The sequence below is a fragment of the Pandoraea sputorum genome (genome assembly GCF_000814845.2).
GTDB classification, from domain to species: Bacteria; Pseudomonadota; Gammaproteobacteria; order Burkholderiales; family Burkholderiaceae; genus Pandoraea; species Pandoraea sputorum.
Window position 1 is genome coordinate 2,594,579 of sequence record NZ_CP010431.2, and the last position, 22,038, is coordinate 2,616,616.

Genomic DNA, 22,038 nt, shown 5'->3' on the forward strand with positions numbered 1-22,038 from the left:
GGGGCAGGCATCTCAGGCCCCGACCGGCGGCAATACGCGCAGGTGCGCGGGGTCAAGCGCGATGGCGAACGACGCGGGCGTGCGGCTCTCGCCGAGCAGTGGGGTCGTTGCGCCTTCGGGCAGGAAGTCGAATCGGCAAGTCGCGCCGAAGAAGCGCACTGCGCCGGGATGACCGCCGAGGCGGTTGATGGTGCTCACTGGCGGGTCGCACTGAATGTGTTCGGGCCGCACCAGCAGCGAGACGGCCGTTCCCGGGCGCCATGCGCCGGTCTCGACGTGCAACTCGGCGAAGCCGGTGTCGACCATGCCGGGACGCGTCACCCGCGCAGGCAACACCGTCGACAACCCGGTAAAGCTCGCCACCGTTGCGCAGGCCGGGGCGTCGTACAGGCGTTGTGGCGTGTCGATCTGCAACAGACGACCGTTATCGATGACGGCAACGCGATCTGCCATGCTCAGCGCCTCGTCGCGGTCGTGCGTAACGATCAGCGTGGTCTCGCCGCTGGCCTGTTGCAGCGCGCGAATTTCGTCGCGTAGTTGCTGACGAATGCCTGCGTCGAGCGCGGCGAGCGGTTCGTCGAGCAGCAATACGCGCGGCGAGATGGCCAGGGCGCGGGCGAGCGCCACGCGCTGCTGTTGACCGCCCGAAAGGGACGTCGGGCGACGCGTTGCGAATTCGGCCAGCCCGACGCGCGTGAGCATGTCGAGGGCCGCACGCTGACGCTCGGCCGTCTTGACCCCTTGCATCCGAAGCCCATAAGCGACGTTATCGACAACGCTCAGATGCGGGAACAGCGCGTACTGCTGGAACACCATGCCGACGTGACGACGCCAGACCGGCACGCCGCCGACGTCTTCACCGCCGATGGCGATGCGTCCGTGATAGCCGTCGAGCAAACCTGCGACGAGGCGCAGTACGGTCGACTTACCCGAGCCGCTGCGGCCCATCACGGCAAGCAATTCGCCCTGACGCGCTTGCAGGCTGACGTCGTCGAGGCCATTGGCCGCGCCTGCGTAGCGGAAGCTGACGTTTTCGAGAGTGAGACTCATGAACTGACCTTCTGGCGGGAAGCCGCAACGATCGACATGCCGGTCGCGGCAAGCGCAAGCACGAGCAGCACGACGGTGGCGGCGCAGGCGAAGCCGGTCGCACCGTAGAACGCCTGAAGCAACACCACCGGATAGTTGCGATAGCGGAAACCCGCGATGAGATTGGAAATCTGGAATTCGCCGATTGAGAGCGCCGCGACCATGACCAGCCCGGCCACCAGACTGTGCGTGAGATTCGGCACGGCAATCGTCAGAAACTGACGCAGCGGCGATGCGCCCAGCGTGGCCGCGCAATCCTCAAGTTTTGCAATGTCGAGATGCCGCAGATCGGCAATCAACGTCTGCGTGAGATAGGGCAGCGTGAGTACGGCGTGCGCCAGCACGAGCAGCCAGAGCGAGCCGAGCCACGGCAGCGTGTCGCCGCTGAAGACGGCGATGTAGCCGAAGCCGAGCGTCAGGGCGGGCACGGCCACGGGCAGCAGCGTCACCAGCCGCGCAATCGCCCCGCGGCCGCTGCGCGAGCGGTGGTGCAGCGAATATGCCAACGGCAGGCCGATCAGTGCAGTCATCGCACAGCAGCTCAGCGCGACGATGAGGCTCGTCGAGAACGCGCGGCGAAATGATGGGTCGCCCGCCAGATCGGTGAACCAGTGCCCCGTCACGCCCGTGGGCAATACGGTGTTGGTCCACGTCTGGCCGAACGCGCCAATCAGCAGCAACAGTACGGGCAGGCAGAGGTAGATCAGAAATAGGGTTGCGACGGCGCGCACGACCCAGATCAGCAGACCTGTCTTCGCGCGTGGCGCGGCATGCCTCGCGGCACCTGCGTCGGCAGGGGCTGGGTTGTGCCGGGGTGGCACAGTTTGGGCAAGGCGGTCGGCGTGAACGTCGGACATCGGGGAAACCTGAACGGCATACGGTGACAAATTCGCATCGGTCGGCCGAATGTCTTGCAATCCCTTACTACGAAAGGGCGGGCGGGGAGACAGCCGGATCGACGTTGGGCGAGAGTTTCACGGTCTGAAATGTCATCGTCATGAAGAAAACACACAATTCGGGCATCGTTCTGTGCGAAAACGGAACAGTTGGCGCGTCGTCGAAATCGGCCGCGAACCGCCGTTCCTGACCGGAACCCAACGCCAGCCTGACATTCCCCGATGCGCCATTGCTATCCGAACATCGCCGAACTGCTCGCCTTCACCAGCGCCGCGCGACACTTGAATTTTTCTCGTGCTGCTCGTGAGCTGGGCCTGACGCCGAGTGCCGTGAGTCGGCAGATTGCGGCGCTGGAGACGCTCGTCGGCACGCCGTTGTTCGTGCGCGAAGGGCGTCATCTGGTGTTGACCGACGCGGGGCGTCGCTTTCACGACCGCGTGGCGGAGCCGCTTCGCGAGATCGGCAACGCGTCGCTGGAACTGATGACGTCGCGCGGCGAAAGCGATCTGCTGACGATTGCCAGCGTGCCGACGTTCACCACCAAATGGTTGATCCCCCGTTTGCCCGACTTCCTGGCGAGCACGCCTGGCGTTACGCTAAGCTTCAGCCGTCATCTGGCGCATGGCGATGCTTTCCCGTTCACGCTGGACGCGGCCGTGCGCTATGGCGATGGCTCGTGGGAGGGGGTCGTGAGCGAGTACCTGGACGGACGCCGGTTCGTGCCGGTCTGTGCGCCTTCGTTCGTCGCGCGCTATCCGCTGGCGAGCGCAACGGATGTGGCTCGCGCACCGAGGCTCGTGCACAATCAGGCGGAGGAAGTCTGGGGAACATGGGCGACGGGCTACGACGTCGCGCCCCACGCGCAGCGTCCGGGGCCTCGCTTCGAACAGTACTCGGTGCTGCTACAAGCGGCGGAGGCGGGCATGGGCGTGGGATTGGTGCCGGAGTTTCTGGCGCGTGAGGCGATCCAGGCTGGCCGTCTCGTCGTGCCCGTGGATGCTGGCGTGGATGTGCCACGTCATGGGCACTACCTCTGCTACCCGAAGGAGCGCCTGCAACAACGCTCGGCGTTGCGGACCTTCCGCGAATGGATGCTCGCTCAGGCGTCGCAGAGGTCAGTTACTTTTCAGGGAATTGCGTAATGGTTTTGCGTCTCGTCAGAATTGCAGGAGTTAGCGCAGCTATGTCGTTCACGATTGGGGCTTATGCCGCGCAAGGCGACTGTCCCGCGCCGCCACCGGGCAACCCCGACATCCGGGCGATGGGCTACTACTCGGACGCCGCCAGCTCCGTCATCGATCCCCGGCTCAAGGCTGAAAGCGACGCGGCGGCCAAACCGCTGAACGACTTCGCGTCTCATGTCACCAAATCGGCCGATGCATACGCCAGAACCGCCGACGCTGCCGCCGCACGTTGTACATTGACGTGGCTCGATGCGTGGGCCGACAGCGGCGCGATGCTCGGACGCATGGTGCACGTGAACAACGACCAGTCGGACTACATGCGTCAGTGGATTCACGGCGCGCTCGCGCTGGCCTATCTGCGCACGCAGGCAGCGGCGACACCACAGCAGCGGGCGTCCATCGAGCCGTGGTTGCGCAAGCTGTCGGCTGCCAATCTTGCGTACTGGGACGAGCCGAAACATAAGCGCAACAATCACTACTACTGGACCGGGATCGGCATTATGGCGACGGCTGTCGCCGTGCGCGACGACGCGTTGCTCAAGACCGCTCAGGGCATATTTCGCACCGGCATCGATGCCATCGAGCCCGATGGCAGTCTGCCGATGGAGATGGCGCGCAAGCGTCGCGCGCTGCATTACCACGACTACGCGACAGCACCGCTTGTGATGATGGCCGAGCTGGCGCGTCTTCGCGGCGAAGACTGGTATGTGTACCGTCAGGGGGCGCTGGAACGCCTCGCCGCACGGGTGGCCGACGGCTACCGTGATCCCGCGTGGTTCAACGCGCAATCCGGTTCGGTACAGGAGACGGGCAGTCCCAAGGCGTCCAGCGGCTGGGTGGAGTTCTATCGTCTGCGCTCACCCGATCCCGCCCGCTTCCAGTCGATGCATGACGCCGGGCCATTCCGGGATCCGCGCATGGGGGGCAATCTGACGTTCATGGCCACGAACGGCATCGTGCCATCCGCGAACTGATCGACAGCGTCGGTCGGTCAGCCGTCGAGCGTTGCGCGGGACGCGATCAGATCGTAGAGCGCTTGTGCAGCGGGTGAAAGCCGTGCGCCTCGTCGGGTTACGAGTACCAATGTCCGTGCAATGACCGGTTCGACCAGATTGACCACCCGTATGTCCGGGTACGCTCCCTTTTGCAGCGCGAGACGCGGCACCACCGCCGCGGCCACCCCTTGCGCCACCATCCCGACGGCCGTCGAGCTGCGCTGCACCTCGAAGTGCGGCTGTAAGTCGACGTCGCCCAGCGCGCCATCGAGCAATGCCCGGTTGGCGCTGACCTGCCCCGCGAAGATAAGCGGGTAGGGCGACAAACTGCGCCAGGGCACGCGACGACGCCGGGCGAGCGGGTGCGATGCGTGACAGATCAGCACGAACTGATCCTGCGCGACGGGCAGACCGACGAGATCCGCATGACGTGACCCGGCGATGTGAATGCCGAACTCGGCTTCGCGACGAAGTACCGCGTCCGTCACGGCAGACGACGAATGATCGAGCACGCGCACGCGGTTATGCGGGAACTGCTGGGCATATGTCTGAAGAATGTTCGGTAGAAACTGTACCCCCGCCGTCGGCACGCAGGCGATGGAGACGTCGCCACGCGCGGCCTGCCCGCTTTCGCGAATCTCGGTGAGCGCGTCGGACAGTTCGTCGAGCAGTCGTCGCGCCTGCGGCAGGAAATCGCGTCCGATCTGCGTGAGCGACACCGAACGCGTCGTTCGCTCGAACAACGTGACCCCCAGATAGTCTTCCAGCTTGCGCAACCGCTGAGTGATCGCCGTTTGTGTGACGCAGAGCGCGTCGGCAGCGCTCTGGAATCCGCCACGGTCTGCAATGGCCACGAAAGCCTGCACGCCAAGAATGTCGATTTTCATCAGAATTATTGAGTAATCGGACAGATAAATTCATTTTACCGGCATTGAGGCCGACGCCAGAATGCGTCCTGCGATCGCACCCATCCACCCACAAAACGTTCCAAGAAGGAGTGATCGATGTCTCAATTCCTCTCTGCGGAGGCGCTCGCACGCCTTTATGCCGCCATGGCCGACAAGCTGGCTATCGTGCGACGCCGTCTCGGTCACCCGCTGACGCTTTCCGAGTCGGTGCTGCTCGGTCACCTCACCGATCCCTTGACGCAGCCGCTGGTGCCGGGCAAAAGCTATCTGGCGCTCGGCGTCGACCGCGTCATGTTTCAGGACGTCCTCGGTCAGACGGGCATGCTCCAGTTCATGCAGACGGGTCGCGAGCGTGTCGCCGTGCCCGCGAGCATTCATTGCGACCATCTGATTCAGGCGCGTGTCGAGGGACGGGCCGACCTGAAGGCGTCCGTCGACGAAAACTATGAGGTCTACGCGTTCCTGCGCAGCGCGGCGGCAAAATATGGCCTTGGGTTCTGGGAGCCAGGCGCAGGCATCATTCACCAGGTCGTGCTCGAAAACTATGCGTTTCCCGGCGCGCTCATGATCGGCACCGACTCGCATACCCCGAATGCAGGTGGTCTTGGCGCGTGTGCCGTTGGCGTGGGCGGTGCGGATGCTGTCGAAGCACTGGCCGGTTTGCCGTGGGAAGTGTTGTATCCGAAGCGCATCGCCGTGTACTTGACAGGCACGCTCGGCGGCTGGACGGCGCCGAAAGACGTGATTCTGCGTGTCGCGGGCGAGTTGACGGTGTCGGGCGGCACCAATGCCATCGTCGAGTACATCGGTCCCGGCGCTCGCACGATCAGCGCGACCGGCAAGGCGACCATCACGAACATGGGGGCAGAATTGGGGGCTACGACGTCGATGTTCCCCGCCGACGCGCGCATGCTCGATTACCTGCGGGCGAGCGGACGTGGCGATCTGGTGCCGGTGATCGAAGCCAATCTGGCGTTGCTTGCCCCCGATCCTGAAGTCGAAGCCGACCCCGAAGCGTTTTACGACCGGGTCATCCGCATCGATTTGTCGACGCTTGAGCCTCACGTTGTCGGACCGCACTCGCCGGATCGGGCCCGCACCGTAGCGGAACTCGCATCGCAAATGAAAGCGGCCGGTGAGTCGCAGACGTTCGACGCAGGGGACGTCCAAACCGATGCTGTCTCCGCCGCACTCATCGGCAGTTGCACCAACTCCTCATACGAAGACATGAGCCGTGCGGCGGACGTCGCCAGGCAAGCGCAGGTACACGGTCTCAAGGCGACGGTACCGTTCATGGTCACGCCCGGTTCCGAGCAGGTGCGGGCGACCATCGAACGCGACGGGCAACTGGCCGCGCTGTCGTCGATGGGAGGCACTGTGCTCGCCAACGCTTGCGGGCCGTGCATTGGCCAGTGGCGTCGTGAGGCAGCAGCGGTGGCATCGCCCAACACTATCGTCACCTCATACAACCGCAACTTCCCGCGCCGCAACGACGGATCGGCCAACACCGTAAATTTGATCGCCAGCCCGGAGATCGTGACGGCGTGGGCGCTCGCCGGACGGATTTCGTTCGATCCGCAGCGCGATACGCTGACCGGCCCCGACGGCAAGTCATTTCGGCTTACGCCGCCCGCCGTCGCGCCCGAGGTGCCGCCGCAGGGTTTCACGCGCGGCGCGACGCATTACATTGCACCACCCGAGGACGGCCGCGCCGTGACGATTAACGTCGATCCTGCGAGCGAGCGCATTCAGGTGCTGCGTCCGTGGCCCGCATGGAACGGCAGCGATCCGAAGGGCATGCCCCTGCTCATCAAGACGCGGGGCAAGACCACGACAGACCACATCTCCCCGGCGGGACCCTGGCTCAAACTGCGCGGACATCTGGAGCGTTTCAGCGACAACCTGCTGATCGGTGGCGCTAACGCATTCACCGGCGAGACGGGCAGCACGACCGACTGGCTGACCGGTGAAACGGGTGTCACACCGGCGCAGGCGGCACGCGCTTACCGCGCGGCGGGGGTGCCTTGGGTGATCGTCGGGGACTTCAACTATGGCGAAGGCAGCAGTCGCGAGCATGCGGCGCTGTCGCCGCGTTTGCTTGGCGGTATGGCGGTGATCGCGCGGAGCGTCGCACGGATTCACGAGACGAACCTGAAGAAGCAGGGGTTGCTCGCGCTGACGTTCGTGAACGCCGACGACTATGAGCGTGTTCGTGCGGACGACCGTATCGATCTTGTTGGGCTGAGCGATCTCGCACCCGGACGCGAGGTGCAATGCGTGCTGCATCACGCCGACGGCACACAGGAAACGGTGCCGCTCAAGCACAGCTATAGCGATGTGCAGTTGGCGTGGTTCCGCGCGGGGTCTGCGCTGAACGTTGTCCCTAAGGCCGCGCAGTAACGGAGTATCACCGAGCAACGCGGAGCAGTCGGACGGACGAGACCGAAGGTGTCTCGCCGTCCGGCACCTTTACGTCATGTCATTTCATCGCGACGCACTCTGACGCGTTGTCTGACCCTTCGCCTCAAGCACGGTGTTAAACGACGTATCGACGATCTTGCTCACATCGAAGCGGTTCGGCAGCGCGCCGGTTTGCGTCAGGAAATCGCTAGTGCCCTGATAGTCGGCCACGGCTTGCTTGTCGACGGCATCGACCGTCATTCCGGCCTGACCGATCCAATGCCGCGCCACATCGCGATCCAACCCGGCCTTCTTAGCCCATTGATCGGCATACACCTCCTTGTGACTCTCGACCCACGCACGCGCCTTTTGCAGGCGTGCGAGGAAGTCGGCAATCACCGCGTGCTTTGCGGTGACCGACGGCGCGTAGGCGGCTACGCTACTCAGTCCCGGCATCAGATCGCGTGCGGTGATGATCGGACGTGCCCCGTTGTGCACCACTTGCTGCGAGATGTACGGCTCCCAGACGGGGAACGCATCGATAGCGCCATTCGGCAGCGCGACGGCGGCGTCAACCGGCATCAGCTTGACGAACTGGACGTAATTGGTCGGAAGCCCGGCTTTCTCCAGCACGCGCAGCGTCAGTTGCTGACTCCACGCACCTGGCCAGTAGGCAACCTTTTTGCCCTTCAGATCCTGAATCGATTTGACGGGCGAATCTTTCGGCACGAGTAGCGCAATCGTGTCGGGGTTCTGACGCGAGACGGCGATCAGTTTGACCGGTGCGCCTTTCGCGGCGAGGAACAGGAAGCCCGAGTCGCCGAGGAAGCCGAGGTCCAGCGCTCCCGCGTTGAGTCCTTCGGCTACCGGCGCGGCCGACTGAAAGTGTTTCCATTCGACCTGATAGTTCGCGCCTTCAAGCGCACCTGAGGCCTCCATCGACGCCCGCACGTTGTAGTAGTTCTGATCCCCGACGCGCAACGTGACGCCTTGCGCGTTCGCCACGCCTGCGTGCATTACGCCGAACGCAGTGAAAGCAGAAAGGGAAAGAGCGGGAAGGGCAAAGCGGGCGCGACGAATCCAGCGCAGCAACATCATGACACCTATAAAAAGCGATTGAAAAGAAGACAAAGAAACGTAATCGCGACGAGAATCACGCCGCCTGAGGCGCGCGCTGCCGGTCGAGTTCGGCGGTATGGCGGCGGATGGCGGGAATCAGCGATTCGCCATAGCGGATCGTGTCTCCGAGCGGGTCGAACCCGCGGATCAGGAACGTATCGACGCCAAGTGCGTAATAGCGGCCCAGCGCTTGCGCCACCTGTTCTGCGGTACCGACGAGTGCCGTTGAATTCCAGCGAGCGCCCGTCGCTTTTGCGACGCCCATCCACAGGCGCTCGTCCACGACGTCGCCGCGTTGGGCGGCGGCCAGCAGTCGCTGCGAGCCGACGTTCTCGGGAGCTTCGGCACGAAGTCCAAGGCTTGCTCGCGTTGCTTTGACCTGACGCAGCACGTCGTCGGCCCGCGCCCATGCTTGTTCTTCCGTGTCGGCGACGATGGGGCGGAACGAGATCGAAAAGCGTGGCTTACGGCCGTAACGCTGCGCGGCGGTGCGTACGCGGTTGACTAGCGACTCGACGGCGTCGAGCGGCTCGCCCCACAGCATGTACGTATCGGCGTGGCGTGCCGCGACGTCGATGGCGGCGTCGGACGCACCGCTGAAGTAAATCGGGATGTGCGGCTTCTGCCAGGTCCGTACGGCGGGTGACGCCTGTTCGAAGCGATAGTGCGCGCCGTCGAAGTCGACCGGACTGTCGGCAGTCCAAATGCGCTTGAGGGCATCGAGGTATTCGTCCGTGCGGGTGTAGCGTGCGTCGTGATCGAGAAAGTCGCCATCGCGGCGCAAATCGGCATCGTTGCCACCGGAGACGACGTTGAGCGCCACCCGTCCGCGCGAGAACTGATCGAGCGTGGCGAGTTGACGGGCCGCGAGCGGTGCCGCGATGACCCCGGGACGGTAGGCGAGCAGAATTCCCAGCCGTTGGGTCGCGGCTGCGACGTGGCTACTGACGAGGCTGCCTTCCGGGCCGTTCGAGAAGTAGCCGATGAGGGCGCGGTCGAAACCGGCCGTCTCATGGGCCTGCGCCATGCGCGTAATGAACGTGGGGTCGACGGCCGCGCCCGTGGGTTGATCGACTTCGGACCCCGGCGCTGCCGTGATCATCCCGATAATTTCTACGCTCATAAGTGCACTCCATACAGGCAAAGTGCGAGCGTAGCGGGCGCATGGCCCGCCGTGAACGAAGGAAATCGGGATACGTTATGCCGCGAGTCGGCATAAGCATCGCCAGCGTGCGACGCAATCCTTAAGACGAGATTTGGCGCTCACCAGCCGTGCAGACGTGGCCACGTTGCGACATCGCGATCCTGATCGATGGCGTGGTACTCGGGAAACTGCGCACCCGTCGCACACGCGTGATTCGGCAGAATGCGAAGCAGCGTGCCGATGGGGAAGCGTGCCACGATGTCCCCGTCGGCTCCACCCTCGCGCGACAAAATGCCGTGCTCCTGATTCGCACCGCTCAGCACGTAACCGGGCACAACGCTGCCGTCGATTCGGCAAACCTGCCCGTAGCCGAAGTCATGCTTCTGCTTTTGTGTGCCCCGGTCGCGGCTCATGGCCATCCAGCCAGCGTCGACGATGGCCCAGCCTTTGTCGGCCTGATGTCCGATCACCGTCGTGAGTACGCTCAGTGCCAGCTCGTCGGTCGTGCATACGCCCACGTTATGCATCACCAGATCGAAGAACACATACACACCGGCGCGGACTTCCGTCACGCCTTCCAGGTGTTCGGCGGCGAGCGCGGTGGGCGTCGAGCCGACGCTCACGACCGGACACGGCAGACCGGCATCGCGCAGACGCGTTGCCGCCAGCACGCAGCCCGCACGCTCCTGTTCGGCGATGGCGGCGAGCGCTTCGGGCGTGTCGAAGTCGTAGCTCGAACCGGCGTGCGTCATGACGCCGCCCAGCTTCGCGCCGCCATCGTGCAGCACGCGGGCGACGTCGATCAGGGCGTCCTCACCGGGACGGATGCCCGAGCGGTGTCCGTCCGTATCGATCTCGATCCACACGTCGAACGTCTCACCATACTCGGCCCCGAAGGCGACGATGGCCTGCGCCGACGCCACGCTGTCCGTGATGATCTTCAGATCGCAACCCCGGCGACGCAACGCCAGCGCCGCAGGCAACTTGCTCGCCACCATGCCTACTGCATAAAGGATGTCGGTTACGCCGTGGTCGAAGAAGTGCGCAGCTTCTTTGAGCGTGGACACAGTGATGCCCGTTGCACCAGCATCGATTTGGGCTTGTGCAACTTCCACGGACTTGCTGGTTTTGACGTGCGGCCGAAATCGCACGCCGAGCGTGTCCATGCGCGATTGCATGCGGCGGATGTTTTGTTGCATGCGGGGCACATCGATAACGGCGGCAGGCGTTTCCAACATTTCCAGCGTTCGCAAGGACGCGAGCGCAGCGTTGTGGGTCGAAGTCATGGCGATGATTCTCAGGCGGTGGCGTGGAAGTGGCGAAGCCAGTCGAGTGCAGGGGCAAGCGTGGGCGCTTCGCCATCGGGGGCGGGCGCACCGTCGGGACGCGACAGGCCAACACGGTTATGCCAGAACGTGCGCAAGCCAACGGCGGACGTGCCGAAGAGGTCGTAACCGGAACCGGCGACGAAGGCCGCATCGCTGGCGTCGACACCAAGCTTGTCGAGGGCCAGACGATACGGGCGAGGGTCGGGTTTGTAGAACCCGGCTTCCTCCGACGTCACCACGACATCCCAGTCGATGCCGAGCAACGCGGCGGCTTGATGCCCGAGTGTCTTCGAACAGTTCGTGACGACGCCCAGTTTGCAGTGCGGACGAAGCGCCTGAAGCAACTCGCGTGCACCGTCCCAGGCGGGGAGTGTGAGCCACTCGGCTTCGAGCGCAAGCGGTGCCGACGGCGGCAGACCGACGTGCGCCGCCGCCTCGCGCACCAGTTGTTCGTAGCTCACATATGCGCCGCAGCCGTAGGTGCGTCGCAGATACTCCGCGCGCCACGTGCGGCCCGTAGTTTCGCTACCGGCGGCGCGATTCCATACGGTCCACGAGTCGAGCAGCGCCGTCAGAAGATCGAAGAGCACGGCGCGCGGCCAGCCGGTCTCGCGGGCGGGGGATGTGTCGGACATGACAGCCTCTTTCATTGTGATTTTGCGTGAGATGACTGGACGCAGTGTAGGAAGGGTAGGGCGTGCTGTGGTTAAATTACGGCACATCAAACATTAAGCTCAGGTGAATGATTCAGATCGAAGACCTGCGTCTGATCGAGGCGCTGTCGCAGTCGGCATCGCTGAGTGCGGCGGCGCGCATGCTGAATGTGACACCGCCCGCGTTGTCTGCCCGTCTGCGCAAACTCGAAGCGACGCTGGGGCTGGCGCTGGCGACACGCACCTCACGTCAGCTTAGTCTCACGGCCGAAGGCGAGCGGCTGGCCCGAGAAGGGTCGGCGTTGCTCGCACAACTGGACGCGCTGCCCGAGTCGTTTCGACGCGAGGATAAACGTCTCACCGGCACGCTTCGCATTTCTGCCCCGTTCGGTTACGGACGGCACCACGTGGCCCCGGTGCTGGCGCGCTTCGGGCTGTTGCATCCGGATTTGAAGCTGCAACTGGAGCTGCGTGAAACCCCGTGGCCGGACAAACACGACTCGGACGCCGTCATTCATGTGGGCGCCGTGCGCGATTCGTCGTGGATTGCCCGGCCGCTTGCGCCGAATGACCGCTGGCTGTGTGCGAGTCCCGCCTATCTGCAACGACACGGCACACCGACTGAGCCGCACGCGCTACTACAGCATCGCTGCATCTGTATTCGGGAGAACGACGAGGACGCTTCGTTGTGGCGGTTTCGACGTCGGGCGAAGACGTCCACCAAAGTTGCATCCGCGACGTCCCGGCGTGCCCCGGCACGCGACAGTGTGCGCGTGGTGCCTGCGTACACAACGAACGACGGCAGCGTCGCACGGGAGTGGGCGGAGCAGGGGCTGGGGCTGGTGCTGCGTTCCGAGTGGGACACGCGCGACGCCGTGGCGGCGGGACGTCTCGTGCGCGTGCTTGCGGACTGGGACTTCGACAGCGCACCCGTCACGCTGCTGGTGCCGACGCGTCGCGGGCGCACTGCACGTCTGCAGGCGCTCATGGCGTTTCTCGAGGAGGCGCTGGCGACGTCGGCAGCGGTGCGCCGTCCTACACGTTCTACACGTCCTGAAGGTCCTGCAGGCGCGCGGCTCTAAAGCGCTCAGGCCGGTTGATGGGAGTGCCGGGCGCTGAGGGTGCGTGCGCGGTTGGCCAGCACGCTGCACAGTACGAGCAGGATTGCCGTCATGAAGAACACCGCCGGGAGTCCGAACACCACGGCGATCTGACCGCCGATGATCGGGCCAATGACCTGCCCGCTGAATTGCGCCGACTGCAGATAACCGAGCAGTTTTCCAGTGCTACGCTCGTCCACGGCGTGACGCGCTAGCTTACCGATGGCGGGCAGCAGACCGGCCAGCGTCATCCCCATCAGCACGCGCAGCGCGGCCAACTGCCACCATTCGGTGACGAACGCCTGTGGAATCATCACCAGGGCGGTTGCGATCAGACACCCGACGATCACGCGCCAACTGCCTACGCGGTCCGCCAGCGCGCCGAGCTTCGCCGCAGTCAACATGCTGCCCAGCGCCGAGCTGGCCATGACCACACCGGCCACACGCGTGAGGTGCGCTCCGTCCACACCCAACTGACCGATGTAGACGGTAATGATCGGTTCGATGGACATGTTGGCGAGCAGCACCATCATGCCCGTGAACAAGATGGCGGCGATGATGCCCACGCGCGCTCGGGGCATGGGCGCGGTCGTGCCCGGCGTGGCTTTGCGCTTGCTGTCACGTGTGCGGTCGAAGTCTTCGCGAACGCCGAAAATCGTGAGCAGAGCAGTCACCGAGATCATGCCCGCACAGGCGAAAAAGGTGCCTCGAATGCCGAGTAAAGGTGGCAACAGACCGCCGATCAGCGGGCCGATCAGGTTCCCCGCGAGTGCGCCGGTCGAGAGTACGCCGAGCGCCCAGCCTGCACGATCGCGCGGCGCTTGCGTGCCGATCATCACCGTGGAGGCTGACGCATAACCGCCGATCAACCCCGTCAACAGACGCAACGCGACGAGTTGATAAACGTTGTGCGCAATACCGATGAGCGACGTCACGATCACCATGCCCACGGCGGCGCGAATCAGCATGGGCCGACGCCCGAAGCGGTCGGCCAGATGTCCCCAGATCGGCGCGGTCACAGCGGTGCCGAGAAACGTCGCACTGAACGCGACCCCGGACCACTGAATGACGGCCGATTCCGGCGCGACGCCGAGTTGCTTGACGTACAGTGGCAGGAACGGCAGCAACATGCTGAGTCCGGCGAGCGTCGTGAACGAGCCGAAGACACAGATGGCGAGGTTACGTTGCCAGTAGGGATGGTTGCGTTCGGTGTAACTGGCGGTAGGGGGAGTGGATTCGGACGGGGGATTCACAAAAACCTCTGAGTTTCGCGATGCCCGCGCGGCACGGGACATCGAAATCCGCATACCGGCAGGCAACGCGAACGCGGCCTGCCGACGGTGATGTGCCGAGTCTATTCCGTGCGAGGACGCTCGGATACGGCTGTGGCGCGTACGTCACTCTTACGCGGCGCGGATGAATGTGCAAGCGTCTCCATCAGATAATCGACGAAAACCCGCGCACGCGACGGCAGCGTCTTGCTGTGTGGGTACATCAGACTCACCGGGCGAGAACGTCCCGCGTAGTCGGCTAGCACTTCGACGAGCTGACCCGACGCGAGATCCGCTTCCACGATGAAGCGGTAGGTCTGGAAAATGCCGCCACCGGTTCGCGCGAGCGTCACACCGGCAAGCACATCGTCCGCACATCGAAAGTTGCCGCGCGCGTGGTACTCGATGTCGTTGCCTGCATCTCGGAACAACCACGGGATCGGGCGTCCCGTACTCGGCAAATCGAACTCGATGCAATCGTGAGCGGCGAGATCGTCCGGTGTCTTCGGCGTGCCAGCGCGCTGGAGATAGTCGGGGTGGGCGACGACGACCAGTGCGGCGTCTTCGAGATGTCGCGCCACCATGCGCGACTCGGGTTGGGCCCGGAAGCGAACCGCGAAGTCGAAGCGTTCCTCGTGCAGGTCGATATTCTGGTTGCTGACCTGAATGTCGAGCTTGATGAGCGGGAAACGGGCGCGGAATTCAGGCAGCACCGGCAGCAGCCGGTAATGACCGTAGGTCGTGGGCACGCTGATTCGCAACGTACCCGATGGCTGCGACTGCGCACCCGACACCCGCCGTTCGGCCTCCGCCAGCAGACTCAGCGCAGTCCGGCATTCTTCGAAATAGGCGCTGCCGCCCTCCGTCAGACGGATGCTGCGCGTCGAGCGCACGAACAGGCGCACGCCCAGTCGCTGCTCCAGCCGCGCGACCGACCGGCTGACGGCAGCGGGCGTCACGCCCGCCTGATTGGCGGCCGCCGTAAAGCTCCCAGCCTCCGCCGCCAGACAAAACAGTTCGATGCTGCCAAGCAGGACATCGTCGAATTGACGTTGCATGTTCGCGATTGATTACACGATGTAAAAAGACAAGTGTAATCGCATGCGTTTTTCGCGTCTTCAATCATGAATAGAGTGTGTTCAACCGGCGGGGCGGACGGATTGGCCGACGCCCCGGCAGGCGAAACGACATCAAGGACATCCATCATGAGCAAGTCGGAACATACGGTCATCATCACGGGCGCTACGAGCGGCATTGGTCTCGGACTGGCGCAGTCATTCTTGCGCGACGGGTACAACGTCGTCGGCACCGGGCGCAGCAGTGCTCGTCTAGAGAAGACGGCGGCTTTGCTGAACGCAGGCGAACGTTTCCTGCCGGTCGCGGGCGACGTCGCCGATCCGTATGCCGCCACCGCAGCGTTTGCGAAGGCGATCGAGACGTTCGGTCACGTCGACGTGCTGATCAACAATGCAGGCATCTTCGCGGCGAAGCCGTTCGTCGACTTCACGCCGGAGGAGATCGAGGTGCAGATCGCCACCAATCTCAAGGGTACGCTGTACTTCTCGCAGGCGGCCGCACGCCACATGAGCGAGCGCCGCAGCGGACGGATCGTGAACGTGACGGCATCGATCGCTCTTCAGGCGCATTCGGGCGTGCCGGCGTTGCTGGCTGCGGTGCTCAAGGGCGGGATGAATCAGGCGACGAAGGCACTGGCGCTGGAACTGGCGCCGTTCGGCGTCACCGTCAACGCCGTGGCCCCGGGCGTGGTGAATACGCCGATGCATGCGCCCGAGACGCACGAGACACTGGGCAAGATGCATCCGCTGGGCCGTATCGCGGAAGTCGAGGATGTCGCACGCGCGGTGCGGTACTTCGTGGAGAGCGATTACGTAACCGGCACGATTGCACCGGTGGACGGCGGTTACGCCGCCGGTCGCTAATCGCTGCGACGGCCGCTCATTCGCGATGAGTCGGTCGTCTTCCCCCAACATCCATAGGAGCCAGTCATGCCGTTCGTCAGCATTCGCATTACCCGTGAGGGCAACACCGTCGAGCAGAAGGCGCAGGTCATTCGCGAAGTCACCGACACACTGCAACGCGTACTGGGCAAGCCGCCGCATCTTACGCACATCGTGATCGAGGAAGTCGATACCGATAACTGGGGCTACGCGGGCCAGACAACCACCGAGTTTCGGCGTCAGTCTGCCGAGAACAAGGCCTGAGGTCTGCGCGTTTCCGATGTTGCCGATGGCACGCCGCCGTCATGCATTGGGAGGGCGGCGTGCTTTCGTTCGGACGTTGTCAGAACGGCTTCGACATCGCCAGATAGAACGTGCGTCGCGGCCCGAACTGCGGTGCGCCAACGCCGATGCCGGTGCCGTCGCGCAATTCGTAGACACGGTCGAAGACGTTCAGGACCGACAGCTTTGCATCGAAGCGGCCGACCCCCGGCAAGTTGAACTTCTCTCCAACGCCGAGGTTGACCTGAAGGTACGCCGGAAGGTGCTCGCTGTTGACGAACCCGCTGCGCAGCCCCGAGCCGAACAGCGCATCGGCCGATAGCAGCGTTCTGCCCCACTGATAAGACACACCGGCCGAAGCGCTCACCTGCTGGTCGTGATCCAGATGCACCCAGTGATTGGCGATGTAGGCCAGTTCGTCGGCACCGAAGTTGAACTGTCCGGTCTCGATGCCCTGTCCCATTGCGCGCGAGAGGGCGACGTTAAGGTACGCGCCGACGTTGCCCTGACGGTAGTTGACGGTGCCTTCCACGCCGTAAATGCGGCCGTTCTCGTAGTTGAACGTCGAATAGATCAGGGCATTGCCGAACTGCCCTTCGTCTTGCAGATGGTTCACGCGTCGATAGTAGGCGTCCAGCCCGACAGTAATCGCCGACGTCAATTGATGCGAGACACCCAGATCGAAGTAATCGGAGCGTTCGGCGCGCACGGCGGTGTTCGCGTCGGAGGGTAGGGCGTTGGTCGTATTGAGGAATTTCGCGACCGAGGTGGTATCGATCTTCTCGGTGGCTGGCGGCGTGAAGTAGCGCGAATACCCGGCGTGCAGACGCGTGCGGCTCGTCAGGTCGTACGTCAGCCCCAGACGTGGCGACAGTTGGCCCTCGTTCGTCACGGTATTCACGTGATCGTAGCGGGCGCCGTAGTTGAGCGTCAGACGATCGGTCGCCTTCCACTCGTCTTGCAGATACAGGCCGTAGGTGGTACCCCGGTCGTTTGCGTTGTCCACGATGGTCAGCGGCGTGCCGCTCGTCTGCTGACCGTTGTCGTCGGCGGGGAAGACGCTCGACGTGTTATCGACGCTGAAATGCTCCTGCTGCACGAACAGTCCGAAGCGCAGCGTGTGGCGGTCGGTGAGCTTGTAGCTGCTGTCGGCCTGCACGCCATACGCTTCATTGCGGCGCGTGATATTCGAAGCCACGCCGTTGTAGACGAGATCGCCGATCGGGTCCGGTGTGTAATCGACGCGGCTGGTGCGATGGAACAGGGAGATCTGAGTGTCGAGCTTTGGCGAGACGTGGCTTTGCCATGACAGTACCTGGAAGTCGGTCAGTTCGCGTTGGTGCGCGTTGAGGCTCGACGAATCGGGCGTTGCTCCGTTGTCCAGCGTGAACTGTGGCGCAACGCCCGGCAGGTTCGGAATCTGGAAGCGGTTGTTCGCGGTGCCGAACATGAACGACACGCGATTATCCGGGTTCAGCAGGTACGACATCATGCCGAACGCGTTCGTCTGATTCGTATGGTCGTGAATCGCGTTGCGGTCGCCCGTCGGATTCTCGATTCCCATGTCGTTGGCCGAAACCCGCGCGCTGAAGTAGTAGCTGAGCGCCCCTTTAGTGCCGTACAACTGGGTGCTCACCTCGCGGTCGGCATGGCTGCCGAACACCACGCCGACTTCGCCGCCGAAGGCCTTCGGGGGTTCGCCGGTGTCGGCGGTGCCGTCGGCGAGGCCGGGCGAGCCTTTGGTGTGAATGTCGACGATACCCGCCGTGCGATAGCCGAACTGCGCCGGCAGGGCGCCGGTGATCAGATTGATTTGCGACGCGATGCGCGCATCGATAGCCTGACCGAATCCGCTGATCGATTCCGGAATGATCACACCGTCGATGCGGTATTGCAGGTTCGCGTGATCGCCGCGCACGTGCAGCTGGCCGTATGAGTCCTGCACAACGCCCGGCGCTTGCAGGAGCACCTGATTGAGCGGTGTGTTAGCGCCGAGTGGCAGTGCCTCGATATCCGTGTGGTCGAAGTTGTAGACCGAGCTGCCGGTATCGGGCGAGAGCGCGTTACGTGCGGCGTCGAGCCGCCTGGCGGAGACGGTCGTGCCGGAGAGCGCGACATTGGCGTCGCCCGGACTAGCGGTCGATTGGGCGTGCGCGTTGATCGCGAAGGCCGACGCCGCTGCCGCCGCGAGGGCATGACGGGCGAAGCGGACGAGATGTGGGGCGCGCGAAAAATGCGTGGGACGAACGAAAGGAATCCATCGGGCAGACATGCCGGACCTCAGTGTGCTTGACGTGTGGACGCCGCGCAGCCGGTGGCAGACGCGCCAGCGCTGGCGCGTCGCGACCTGCGACGGCGAATGTTCTGATTCAGGCGAACGACACTGAGGGGTGAGGAGGGTCGCGATTACGCGTCGGCCCCCGCAAGACGGAGCGCACGTGCACCGGCGCAACCGGTGGGTAGTGCCACTCGCGCAGCGGCGGGAGCGAAGCGAAGACGGGCAGTGCGGGGAGCGCAACGTCAACCGCGATGAATGCAAGGCATTGCTCGCAGACGGCGTCTGCGTCGTCCGAACGCTGACCGGTACGACCATTACCACCGCTGCGACCGACATCGCCATGTTGACGTTGCGCGTCCGCAGGTTCCACCGCTGCGACCGACGTAGCCGCCAGCGCGGACGCGGTGTGAAACACCACGTGCCGTGCAAGGGCCATCTGCGAGACGAGCACGCAGACGATCAGCCAGAAAGGAAGCCAGCGGCGATGCATGAGCCGACGAGAAGCGGAAAAAGAGGAACGTCGAGAATCGGACGACAAACCGGACGACAAATCGCGACACAATCAAATGCAACTCAATTGCAATGCAACTGAGTTGCGAATTCTGTCACATTAGCGGGGGCTTTGCCAAGTCGGAAAGCTGGGCGGAGGCGAACGGGGAAGATCGGGAAAGCGCGGAAGAGGGAAGGCCGCGCGAGGCGGGGCGACGCGCCACCGAGGGCAGCCACCCGGTGGTGGCGTCCGTTCAAGTGGCGCGCAAGACTTCAGGCAATCGGCTGACGCAGGGTGGCGTCGGCGACACGAATTTGTCGCGGGATCAGCTTGAGTTGCAGGAACGTGTCGGCAATCCGTTGTTGCGCGGCCAGCACGGATGGTGACACTGGCTTATAGACATGGGCGTAATGACGCAGCCCCTTCTCGATAATTTTGGCGTCGAGCCCCTGAACGGGGGCCAGTTGCGCGGCGGCTGCGGCATAGTCGCCACGAATTTGCTGCCCCGTCTGGCCGAGGGCGTCGAGCGTTGCTTTGATGACGTCGGCGCGTTTTTCCGCGAAGGCCCGTTGACTCAGGAAGAACTGGTGGTGGTCAGCCGCGCCTTCGGCATTGGCGAGCAGACGCACCGGACTCTGGTCGAGCACGGCAGTAAGGAACGGGTCCCAGATGGCCCAGGCGTCGACCGAGCCGCGCTCAAGTGCTGCGCGGGCGTCGGCGGGTGCAAGAAACACAGGGCTGACGTCGCCGTAATCGAGCCCGTGCTTGCGCAGCAACGCAACGAGGAACCAGTGGACATCCGACCCCTTGTTGAACGCCACGCGCTTGCCGCGAAGATCGGCCACCGTCTTGACGGGCGAATTGTTGGGCACGACGACGCCCTCGGCGAGGGGAGTGGGCACCTCGTAAGCGCTGTAGACGAAGTCGGCCCCGGCCGCTTGCGCAAAGACGGGCGGTGCTTCGCCGACGTATCCGAAGTCGATTGCGCCGACATTCAGCGCTTCGAGCAATTGCGGGCCAGCCGCAAACTCGGCCCACGTGACTTCCACGCCCAACGGCTTGAGCCGCGCCTCCAGCGAGCCATTCGCTTTGGCAAGCACGAGGGTGCTCGCTGCCTTCTGATAGCCGATGCGGAACTTGCCCGGCTCGTAGGCGGCGCGCGCCGGGAACGACGGCAGCGCTGCCGCTGCCGCTCCTGCGCTGAGGACTGTAAGGAACTGACGGCGTGAAATAGCTGAGATGGCGTTATGCGGTTTCATGAGCGTAGCCCGTGCAATGGCGTTGTAATGAATGTCGGTCGATGCACAGGAATTATCCGGACCGGGTCCACGCGGGCAACGAAGCGATTCTGCTTTAGATATTCACGGCCGCGGTGCAATGTAAGCGACGCAAAGCGGCATTGCCGAGCCGGGTTTGTTGCCGCCGTGGTACGAGAACGGGAGCGTCTCGCGGGCGTCGATGGTCAGCGACGGCCAGAGGGCGAGCGTGTTCGCGAAGCTGGCGCGTCGACACGACCGGCCGGGGTGGCCGAGCAAGATCGCCCCTCGGGCGCGGACCTCCACTTCGTCGAGGTCATTTGTGTAGATGTTGGGACGCTTCTTCTCCGACCAGCGGGTGAGCAGGCGCGGCTCGCCCGGCGCATAGAACGTCAGCCACGTGGCGAGATGGTCGTTGCCGACGTAAGCCAGTGGTGCGTGATAGCGTGCCTGCCAGCGCTGTTCAAGGGCGATGCTCGCGGCCTTGATTCCGGCGAACTTCTCTCCGGTGTTACGCAGGTTCAGGCCCAGCACCGTCGCATAGCCGATCCACACCGTCAGCCCCACGACGGGCAACCAGCGTGAAATTCGCGGGGCGCGCTTTGCCGTGATCGGTACCACGCACGCGACGAGTAGCGCGGGAAGCGGCACGGCGAACGGTTGCAGCCATTCGGAGATGCGTCCGCCTTCGTGCAGGGTGAAATACACGAGGATGGGCAGCAGTGGCGTAAGTACTGTGACCGTAACGACCCAGCTCGGCGCGGCCGGACGCCTGAAGCGAAGCCCCGCCAGATGCATGACGAATGCGAGCGTCGCCACAGGATAGAACGCCGTGAGTGCGCCGCGCAGACCGCGCCAATTCAGCCGTTGATGGATCTGGTCGTCGACCCAGCGCACCGCTGCGAAATCGTGCTGTAAAAGCCAAAGGATGTTAGGCGCAATCAGGCCGAAGAAGACGAGCAGCCCGAGCAGAAGGGCCGGGTGACGGTAATGGCGGCGCGTGTCAGGTGTCCTCAGCGTCATGACAAACATCCCACCCAGCAGTGCGAACGTCGAATACTTGGTCATGGCGGCCAGACCGGCGATGACGCCGAACGCGAACCAGAACCTTGGCGAATCGAACATCGCGCGCACGAAAAGCCAGAGCATCCACGGCCAGAGCATGACTAGAAGATAGTTGTCGTTGTACGGGAGGATGTCGATGTTGATCGCCCCCGTCAGGTGCAGACTCAGCATGGCAAGCCAGGCGAGACGCTCGTCCCCCGATAACCGGTTGGCCAGATGCCAGACCCCCAGCATACCCACGGCAACCACGGCGAAGTGCGACGCGTACCAATAGAACGCAAGCGCTTCGCCGTTAAGCCCTAACGCTAACGCTGGCCACATCGAGAACCCGACCAGCCAAGGGTTCTTCGGTGTTCCCCATTCTGCATTGCGCGCCCAGTTCAGGGCCTCGACGGCGTCGAAAGGTACGGTGGGATCGAGGGCTGCGCTCGTGAGCGTCCAGACGATGGCGTACACCGTCACATAGAGCGATGGCGAAAACTGAACGGCGACGGCCGCGCGGCTGAAGAGTGTTCGCAACGTGATCGTGCGACGCACCGGCGCATCGGTCGGCGAAGTGGAGGGGGCGACGTGATTTTGCATGCGCGCTTCGACCGGGCGAACGCGCGCATGTTCTTCACG

Annotated in this window: 19 protein-coding genes; 6 read left to right on the forward strand and 13 right to left on the reverse strand. The window is 63.9% G+C overall.

The genetic code is table 11. The features are described from left to right. Nucleotides 1-12: 12 nt before the first annotated feature. The gene (locus NA29_RS11480; RefSeq protein WP_039398272.1) at nucleotides 13-1,050 is read right to left on the reverse strand and encodes an ABC transporter ATP-binding protein; all 1,038 of its coding nucleotides are present in this window, start codon (nucleotides 1,048-1,050) and stop codon (nucleotides 13-15) included. Further along, nucleotides 1,047-1,946 (reverse strand): ABC transporter permease, encoded by a 900-nt coding sequence (locus NA29_RS11485; RefSeq protein ID WP_084103662.1) that lies wholly within the window; start codon nucleotides 1,944-1,946, stop codon nucleotides 1,047-1,049. Before NA29_RS11485 ends, NA29_RS11480 begins: the two co-directional genes overlap by 4 nt. A 261-nt stretch (nucleotides 1,947-2,207) precedes the next feature. Here NA29_RS11485 and NA29_RS11490 point away from each other — a divergent pair, with 261 nt between their 5' ends. Together NA29_RS11490 and NA29_RS11495 are read left to right on the forward strand one after the other, a co-directional pair. Further along, on the forward strand, nucleotides 2,208-3,128 hold the full coding sequence (locus tag NA29_RS11490) for a LysR substrate-binding domain-containing protein (protein WP_039398274.1): 921 nt from the start codon (nucleotides 2,208-2,210) through the stop codon (nucleotides 3,126-3,128). 41 nt (nucleotides 3,129-3,169) lie between these two features. Further along, nucleotides 3,170-4,144, forward strand: coding sequence for an alginate lyase family protein (locus NA29_RS11495; RefSeq protein WP_224786778.1), 975 nt, complete (start codon nucleotides 3,170-3,172; stop codon nucleotides 4,142-4,144). Between the two features lie 17 nt (nucleotides 4,145-4,161). On the opposite strand, the gene NA29_RS11500 is transcribed toward NA29_RS11495, so the two are convergent. Beyond that, nucleotides 4,162-5,052, reverse strand: a complete 891-nt coding sequence (locus tag NA29_RS11500) for a LysR family transcriptional regulator (RefSeq protein WP_039398278.1) — start codon at nucleotides 5,050-5,052, stop codon at nucleotides 4,162-4,164. Nucleotides 5,053-5,169: 117 nt separating this feature from the next. On the opposite strand from NA29_RS11500, the gene NA29_RS11505 reads away from it, so the two are divergent. Next, nucleotides 5,170-7,473: an aconitate hydratase gene (locus NA29_RS11505; RefSeq protein ID WP_039398280.1), complete on the forward strand. Its 2,304-nt coding sequence runs from the start codon at nucleotides 5,170-5,172 to the stop codon at nucleotides 7,471-7,473. An 84-nt stretch (nucleotides 7,474-7,557) separates the two neighbouring features. Here NA29_RS11505 and NA29_RS11510 read toward each other — a convergent pair whose 3' ends face one another. The 4 genes from NA29_RS11510 to NA29_RS11525 all read right to left on the reverse strand — a co-directional run bounded on the left by NA29_RS11510 (nucleotide 7,558) and on the right by NA29_RS11525 (nucleotide 11,699). Beyond that, nucleotides 7,558-8,490, reverse strand: coding sequence for an ABC transporter substrate-binding protein (locus NA29_RS11510; RefSeq protein ID WP_052252849.1), 933 nt, complete (start codon nucleotides 8,488-8,490; stop codon nucleotides 7,558-7,560). A gap of 136 nt (nucleotides 8,491-8,626) precedes the next feature. Beyond that, on the reverse strand, nucleotides 8,627-9,715 hold the full coding sequence (locus NA29_RS11515) for an LLM class flavin-dependent oxidoreductase (RefSeq protein ID WP_039398283.1): 1,089 nt from the start codon (nucleotides 9,713-9,715) through the stop codon (nucleotides 8,627-8,629). Between the two features lie 140 nt (nucleotides 9,716-9,855). Continuing rightward, a complete protein-coding gene (locus NA29_RS11520) occupies nucleotides 9,856-11,022 on the reverse strand; it encodes a DSD1 family PLP-dependent enzyme (RefSeq protein WP_052252850.1) in 1,167 nt (388 codons plus the stop codon). 11 nt (nucleotides 11,023-11,033) lie between these two features. Then, entirely contained in the window at nucleotides 11,034-11,699 is a 666-nt protein-coding gene (locus tag NA29_RS11525) for an HAD family hydrolase (protein ID WP_039403154.1), read from the reverse strand. A gap of 107 nt (nucleotides 11,700-11,806) precedes the next feature. Between NA29_RS11525 and NA29_RS11530 the strand changes: the two genes are divergently transcribed. After that, nucleotides 11,807-12,799: a LysR family transcriptional regulator gene (locus NA29_RS11530; protein ID WP_052252851.1), complete on the forward strand. Its 993-nt coding sequence runs from the start codon at nucleotides 11,807-11,809 to the stop codon at nucleotides 12,797-12,799. Between the two features lie 5 nt (nucleotides 12,800-12,804). Here the strand turns inward: NA29_RS11530 and NA29_RS11535 are convergent, their stop codons facing one another. Continuing rightward, nucleotides 12,805-14,070 carry an MFS transporter gene (locus NA29_RS11535; RefSeq protein ID WP_039398284.1) on the reverse strand — a complete coding sequence of 422 codons (1,266 nt, stop codon included), beginning with the start codon at nucleotides 14,068-14,070 and terminating at the stop codon, nucleotides 12,805-12,807. Between the two features lie 101 nt (nucleotides 14,071-14,171). Continuing rightward, the gene (locus NA29_RS11540; RefSeq protein WP_039398286.1) at nucleotides 14,172-15,146 is read right to left on the reverse strand and encodes a LysR family transcriptional regulator; all 975 of its coding nucleotides are present in this window, start codon (nucleotides 15,144-15,146) and stop codon (nucleotides 14,172-14,174) included. Between the two features lie 147 nt (nucleotides 15,147-15,293). Here NA29_RS11540 and NA29_RS11545 point away from each other — a divergent pair, with 147 nt between their 5' ends. Continuing rightward, nucleotides 15,294-16,028 (forward strand): SDR family NAD(P)-dependent oxidoreductase, encoded by a 735-nt coding sequence (locus NA29_RS11545; protein WP_039398288.1) that lies wholly within the window; start codon nucleotides 15,294-15,296, stop codon nucleotides 16,026-16,028. Between the two features lie 66 nt (nucleotides 16,029-16,094). Continuing rightward, on the forward strand, nucleotides 16,095-16,310 hold the full coding sequence (locus NA29_RS11550; RefSeq protein ID WP_039398290.1) for a tautomerase family protein: 216 nt from the start codon (nucleotides 16,095-16,097) through the stop codon (nucleotides 16,308-16,310). A gap of 79 nt (nucleotides 16,311-16,389) precedes the next feature. Here the strand turns inward: NA29_RS11550 and NA29_RS11555 are convergent, their stop codons facing one another. From NA29_RS11555 to NA29_RS11570, 4 genes are all read right to left on the reverse strand, one after another. Then, nucleotides 16,390-18,600 carry a TonB-dependent receptor gene (locus NA29_RS11555; protein WP_052252852.1) on the reverse strand — a complete coding sequence of 737 codons (2,211 nt, stop codon included), beginning with the start codon at nucleotides 18,598-18,600 and terminating at the stop codon, nucleotides 16,390-16,392. A gap of 97 nt (nucleotides 18,601-18,697) precedes the next feature. After that, entirely contained in the window at nucleotides 18,698-19,096 is a 399-nt protein-coding gene (locus NA29_RS11560; protein ID WP_052252853.1) for a hypothetical protein, read from the reverse strand. 272 nt (nucleotides 19,097-19,368) lie between these two features. Continuing rightward, nucleotides 19,369-20,355 (reverse strand): sulfonate ABC transporter substrate-binding protein, encoded by a 987-nt coding sequence (locus NA29_RS11565; RefSeq protein ID WP_039398291.1) that lies wholly within the window; start codon nucleotides 20,353-20,355, stop codon nucleotides 19,369-19,371. A gap of 102 nt (nucleotides 20,356-20,457) precedes the next feature. Beyond that, a complete protein-coding gene (locus NA29_RS11570; protein ID WP_052252854.1) occupies nucleotides 20,458-21,999 on the reverse strand; it encodes a glycosyltransferase family 39 protein in 1,542 nt (513 codons plus the stop codon). Nucleotides 22,000-22,038: the final 39 nt, after the last annotated feature.

Bases quoted from the DNA above. Each gene is read 5' to 3' on its own strand.
- NA29_RS11555 (WP_052252852.1), bottom strand. From the start codon at position 18,600: ATGTCTGCCCGATGGATTCCTTTCGTTCGTCCCACGCATTTTTCGCGC.
- NA29_RS11495 (WP_224786778.1), top strand. From the start codon at position 3,170: ATGTCGTTCACGATTGGGGCTTATGCCGCGCAAGGCGACTGTCCCGCG.
- NA29_RS11530 (WP_052252851.1), top strand. From the start codon at position 11,807: ATGATTCAGATCGAAGACCTGCGTCTGATCGAGGCGCTGTCGCAGTCG.
- NA29_RS11515 (WP_039398283.1), bottom strand. From the start codon at position 9,715: ATGAGCGTAGAAATTATCGGGATGATCACGGCAGCGCCGGGGTCCGAA.
- NA29_RS11485 (WP_084103662.1), bottom strand. From the start codon at position 1,946: ATGTCCGACGTTCACGCCGACCGCCTTGCCCAAACTGTGCCACCCCGG.
- NA29_RS11480 (WP_039398272.1), bottom strand. From the start codon at position 1,050: ATGAGTCTCACTCTCGAAAACGTCAGCTTCCGCTACGCAGGCGCGGCC.
- NA29_RS11500 (WP_039398278.1), bottom strand. From the start codon at position 5,052: ATGAAAATCGACATTCTTGGCGTGCAGGCTTTCGTGGCCATTGCAGAC.
- NA29_RS11510 (WP_052252849.1), bottom strand. From the start codon at position 8,490: ATGCACGCAGGCGTGGCGAACGCGCAAGGCGTCACGTTGCGCGTCGGG.
- NA29_RS11520 (WP_052252850.1), bottom strand. From the start codon at position 11,022: ATGACTTCGACCCACAACGCTGCGCTCGCGTCCTTGCGAACGCTGGAA.
- NA29_RS11545 (WP_039398288.1), top strand. From the start codon at position 15,294: ATGAGCAAGTCGGAACATACGGTCATCATCACGGGCGCTACGAGCGGC.
- NA29_RS11550 (WP_039398290.1), top strand. From the start codon at position 16,095: ATGCCGTTCGTCAGCATTCGCATTACCCGTGAGGGCAACACCGTCGAG.
- NA29_RS11505 (WP_039398280.1), top strand. From the start codon at position 5,170: ATGTCTCAATTCCTCTCTGCGGAGGCGCTCGCACGCCTTTATGCCGCC.
- NA29_RS11570 (WP_052252854.1), bottom strand. From the start codon at position 21,999: ATGCAAAATCACGTCGCCCCCTCCACTTCGCCGACCGATGCGCCGGTG.
- NA29_RS11525 (WP_039403154.1), bottom strand. From the start codon at position 11,699: ATGTCCGACACATCCCCCGCCCGCGAGACCGGCTGGCCGCGCGCCGTG.
- NA29_RS11565 (WP_039398291.1), bottom strand. From the start codon at position 20,355: ATGAAACCGCATAACGCCATCTCAGCTATTTCACGCCGTCAGTTCCTT.
- NA29_RS11560 (WP_052252853.1), bottom strand. From the start codon at position 19,096: ATGCATCGCCGCTGGCTTCCTTTCTGGCTGATCGTCTGCGTGCTCGTC.
- NA29_RS11490 (WP_039398274.1), top strand. From the start codon at position 2,208: ATGCGCCATTGCTATCCGAACATCGCCGAACTGCTCGCCTTCACCAGC.
- NA29_RS11540 (WP_039398286.1), bottom strand. From the start codon at position 15,146: ATGCAACGTCAATTCGACGATGTCCTGCTTGGCAGCATCGAACTGTTT.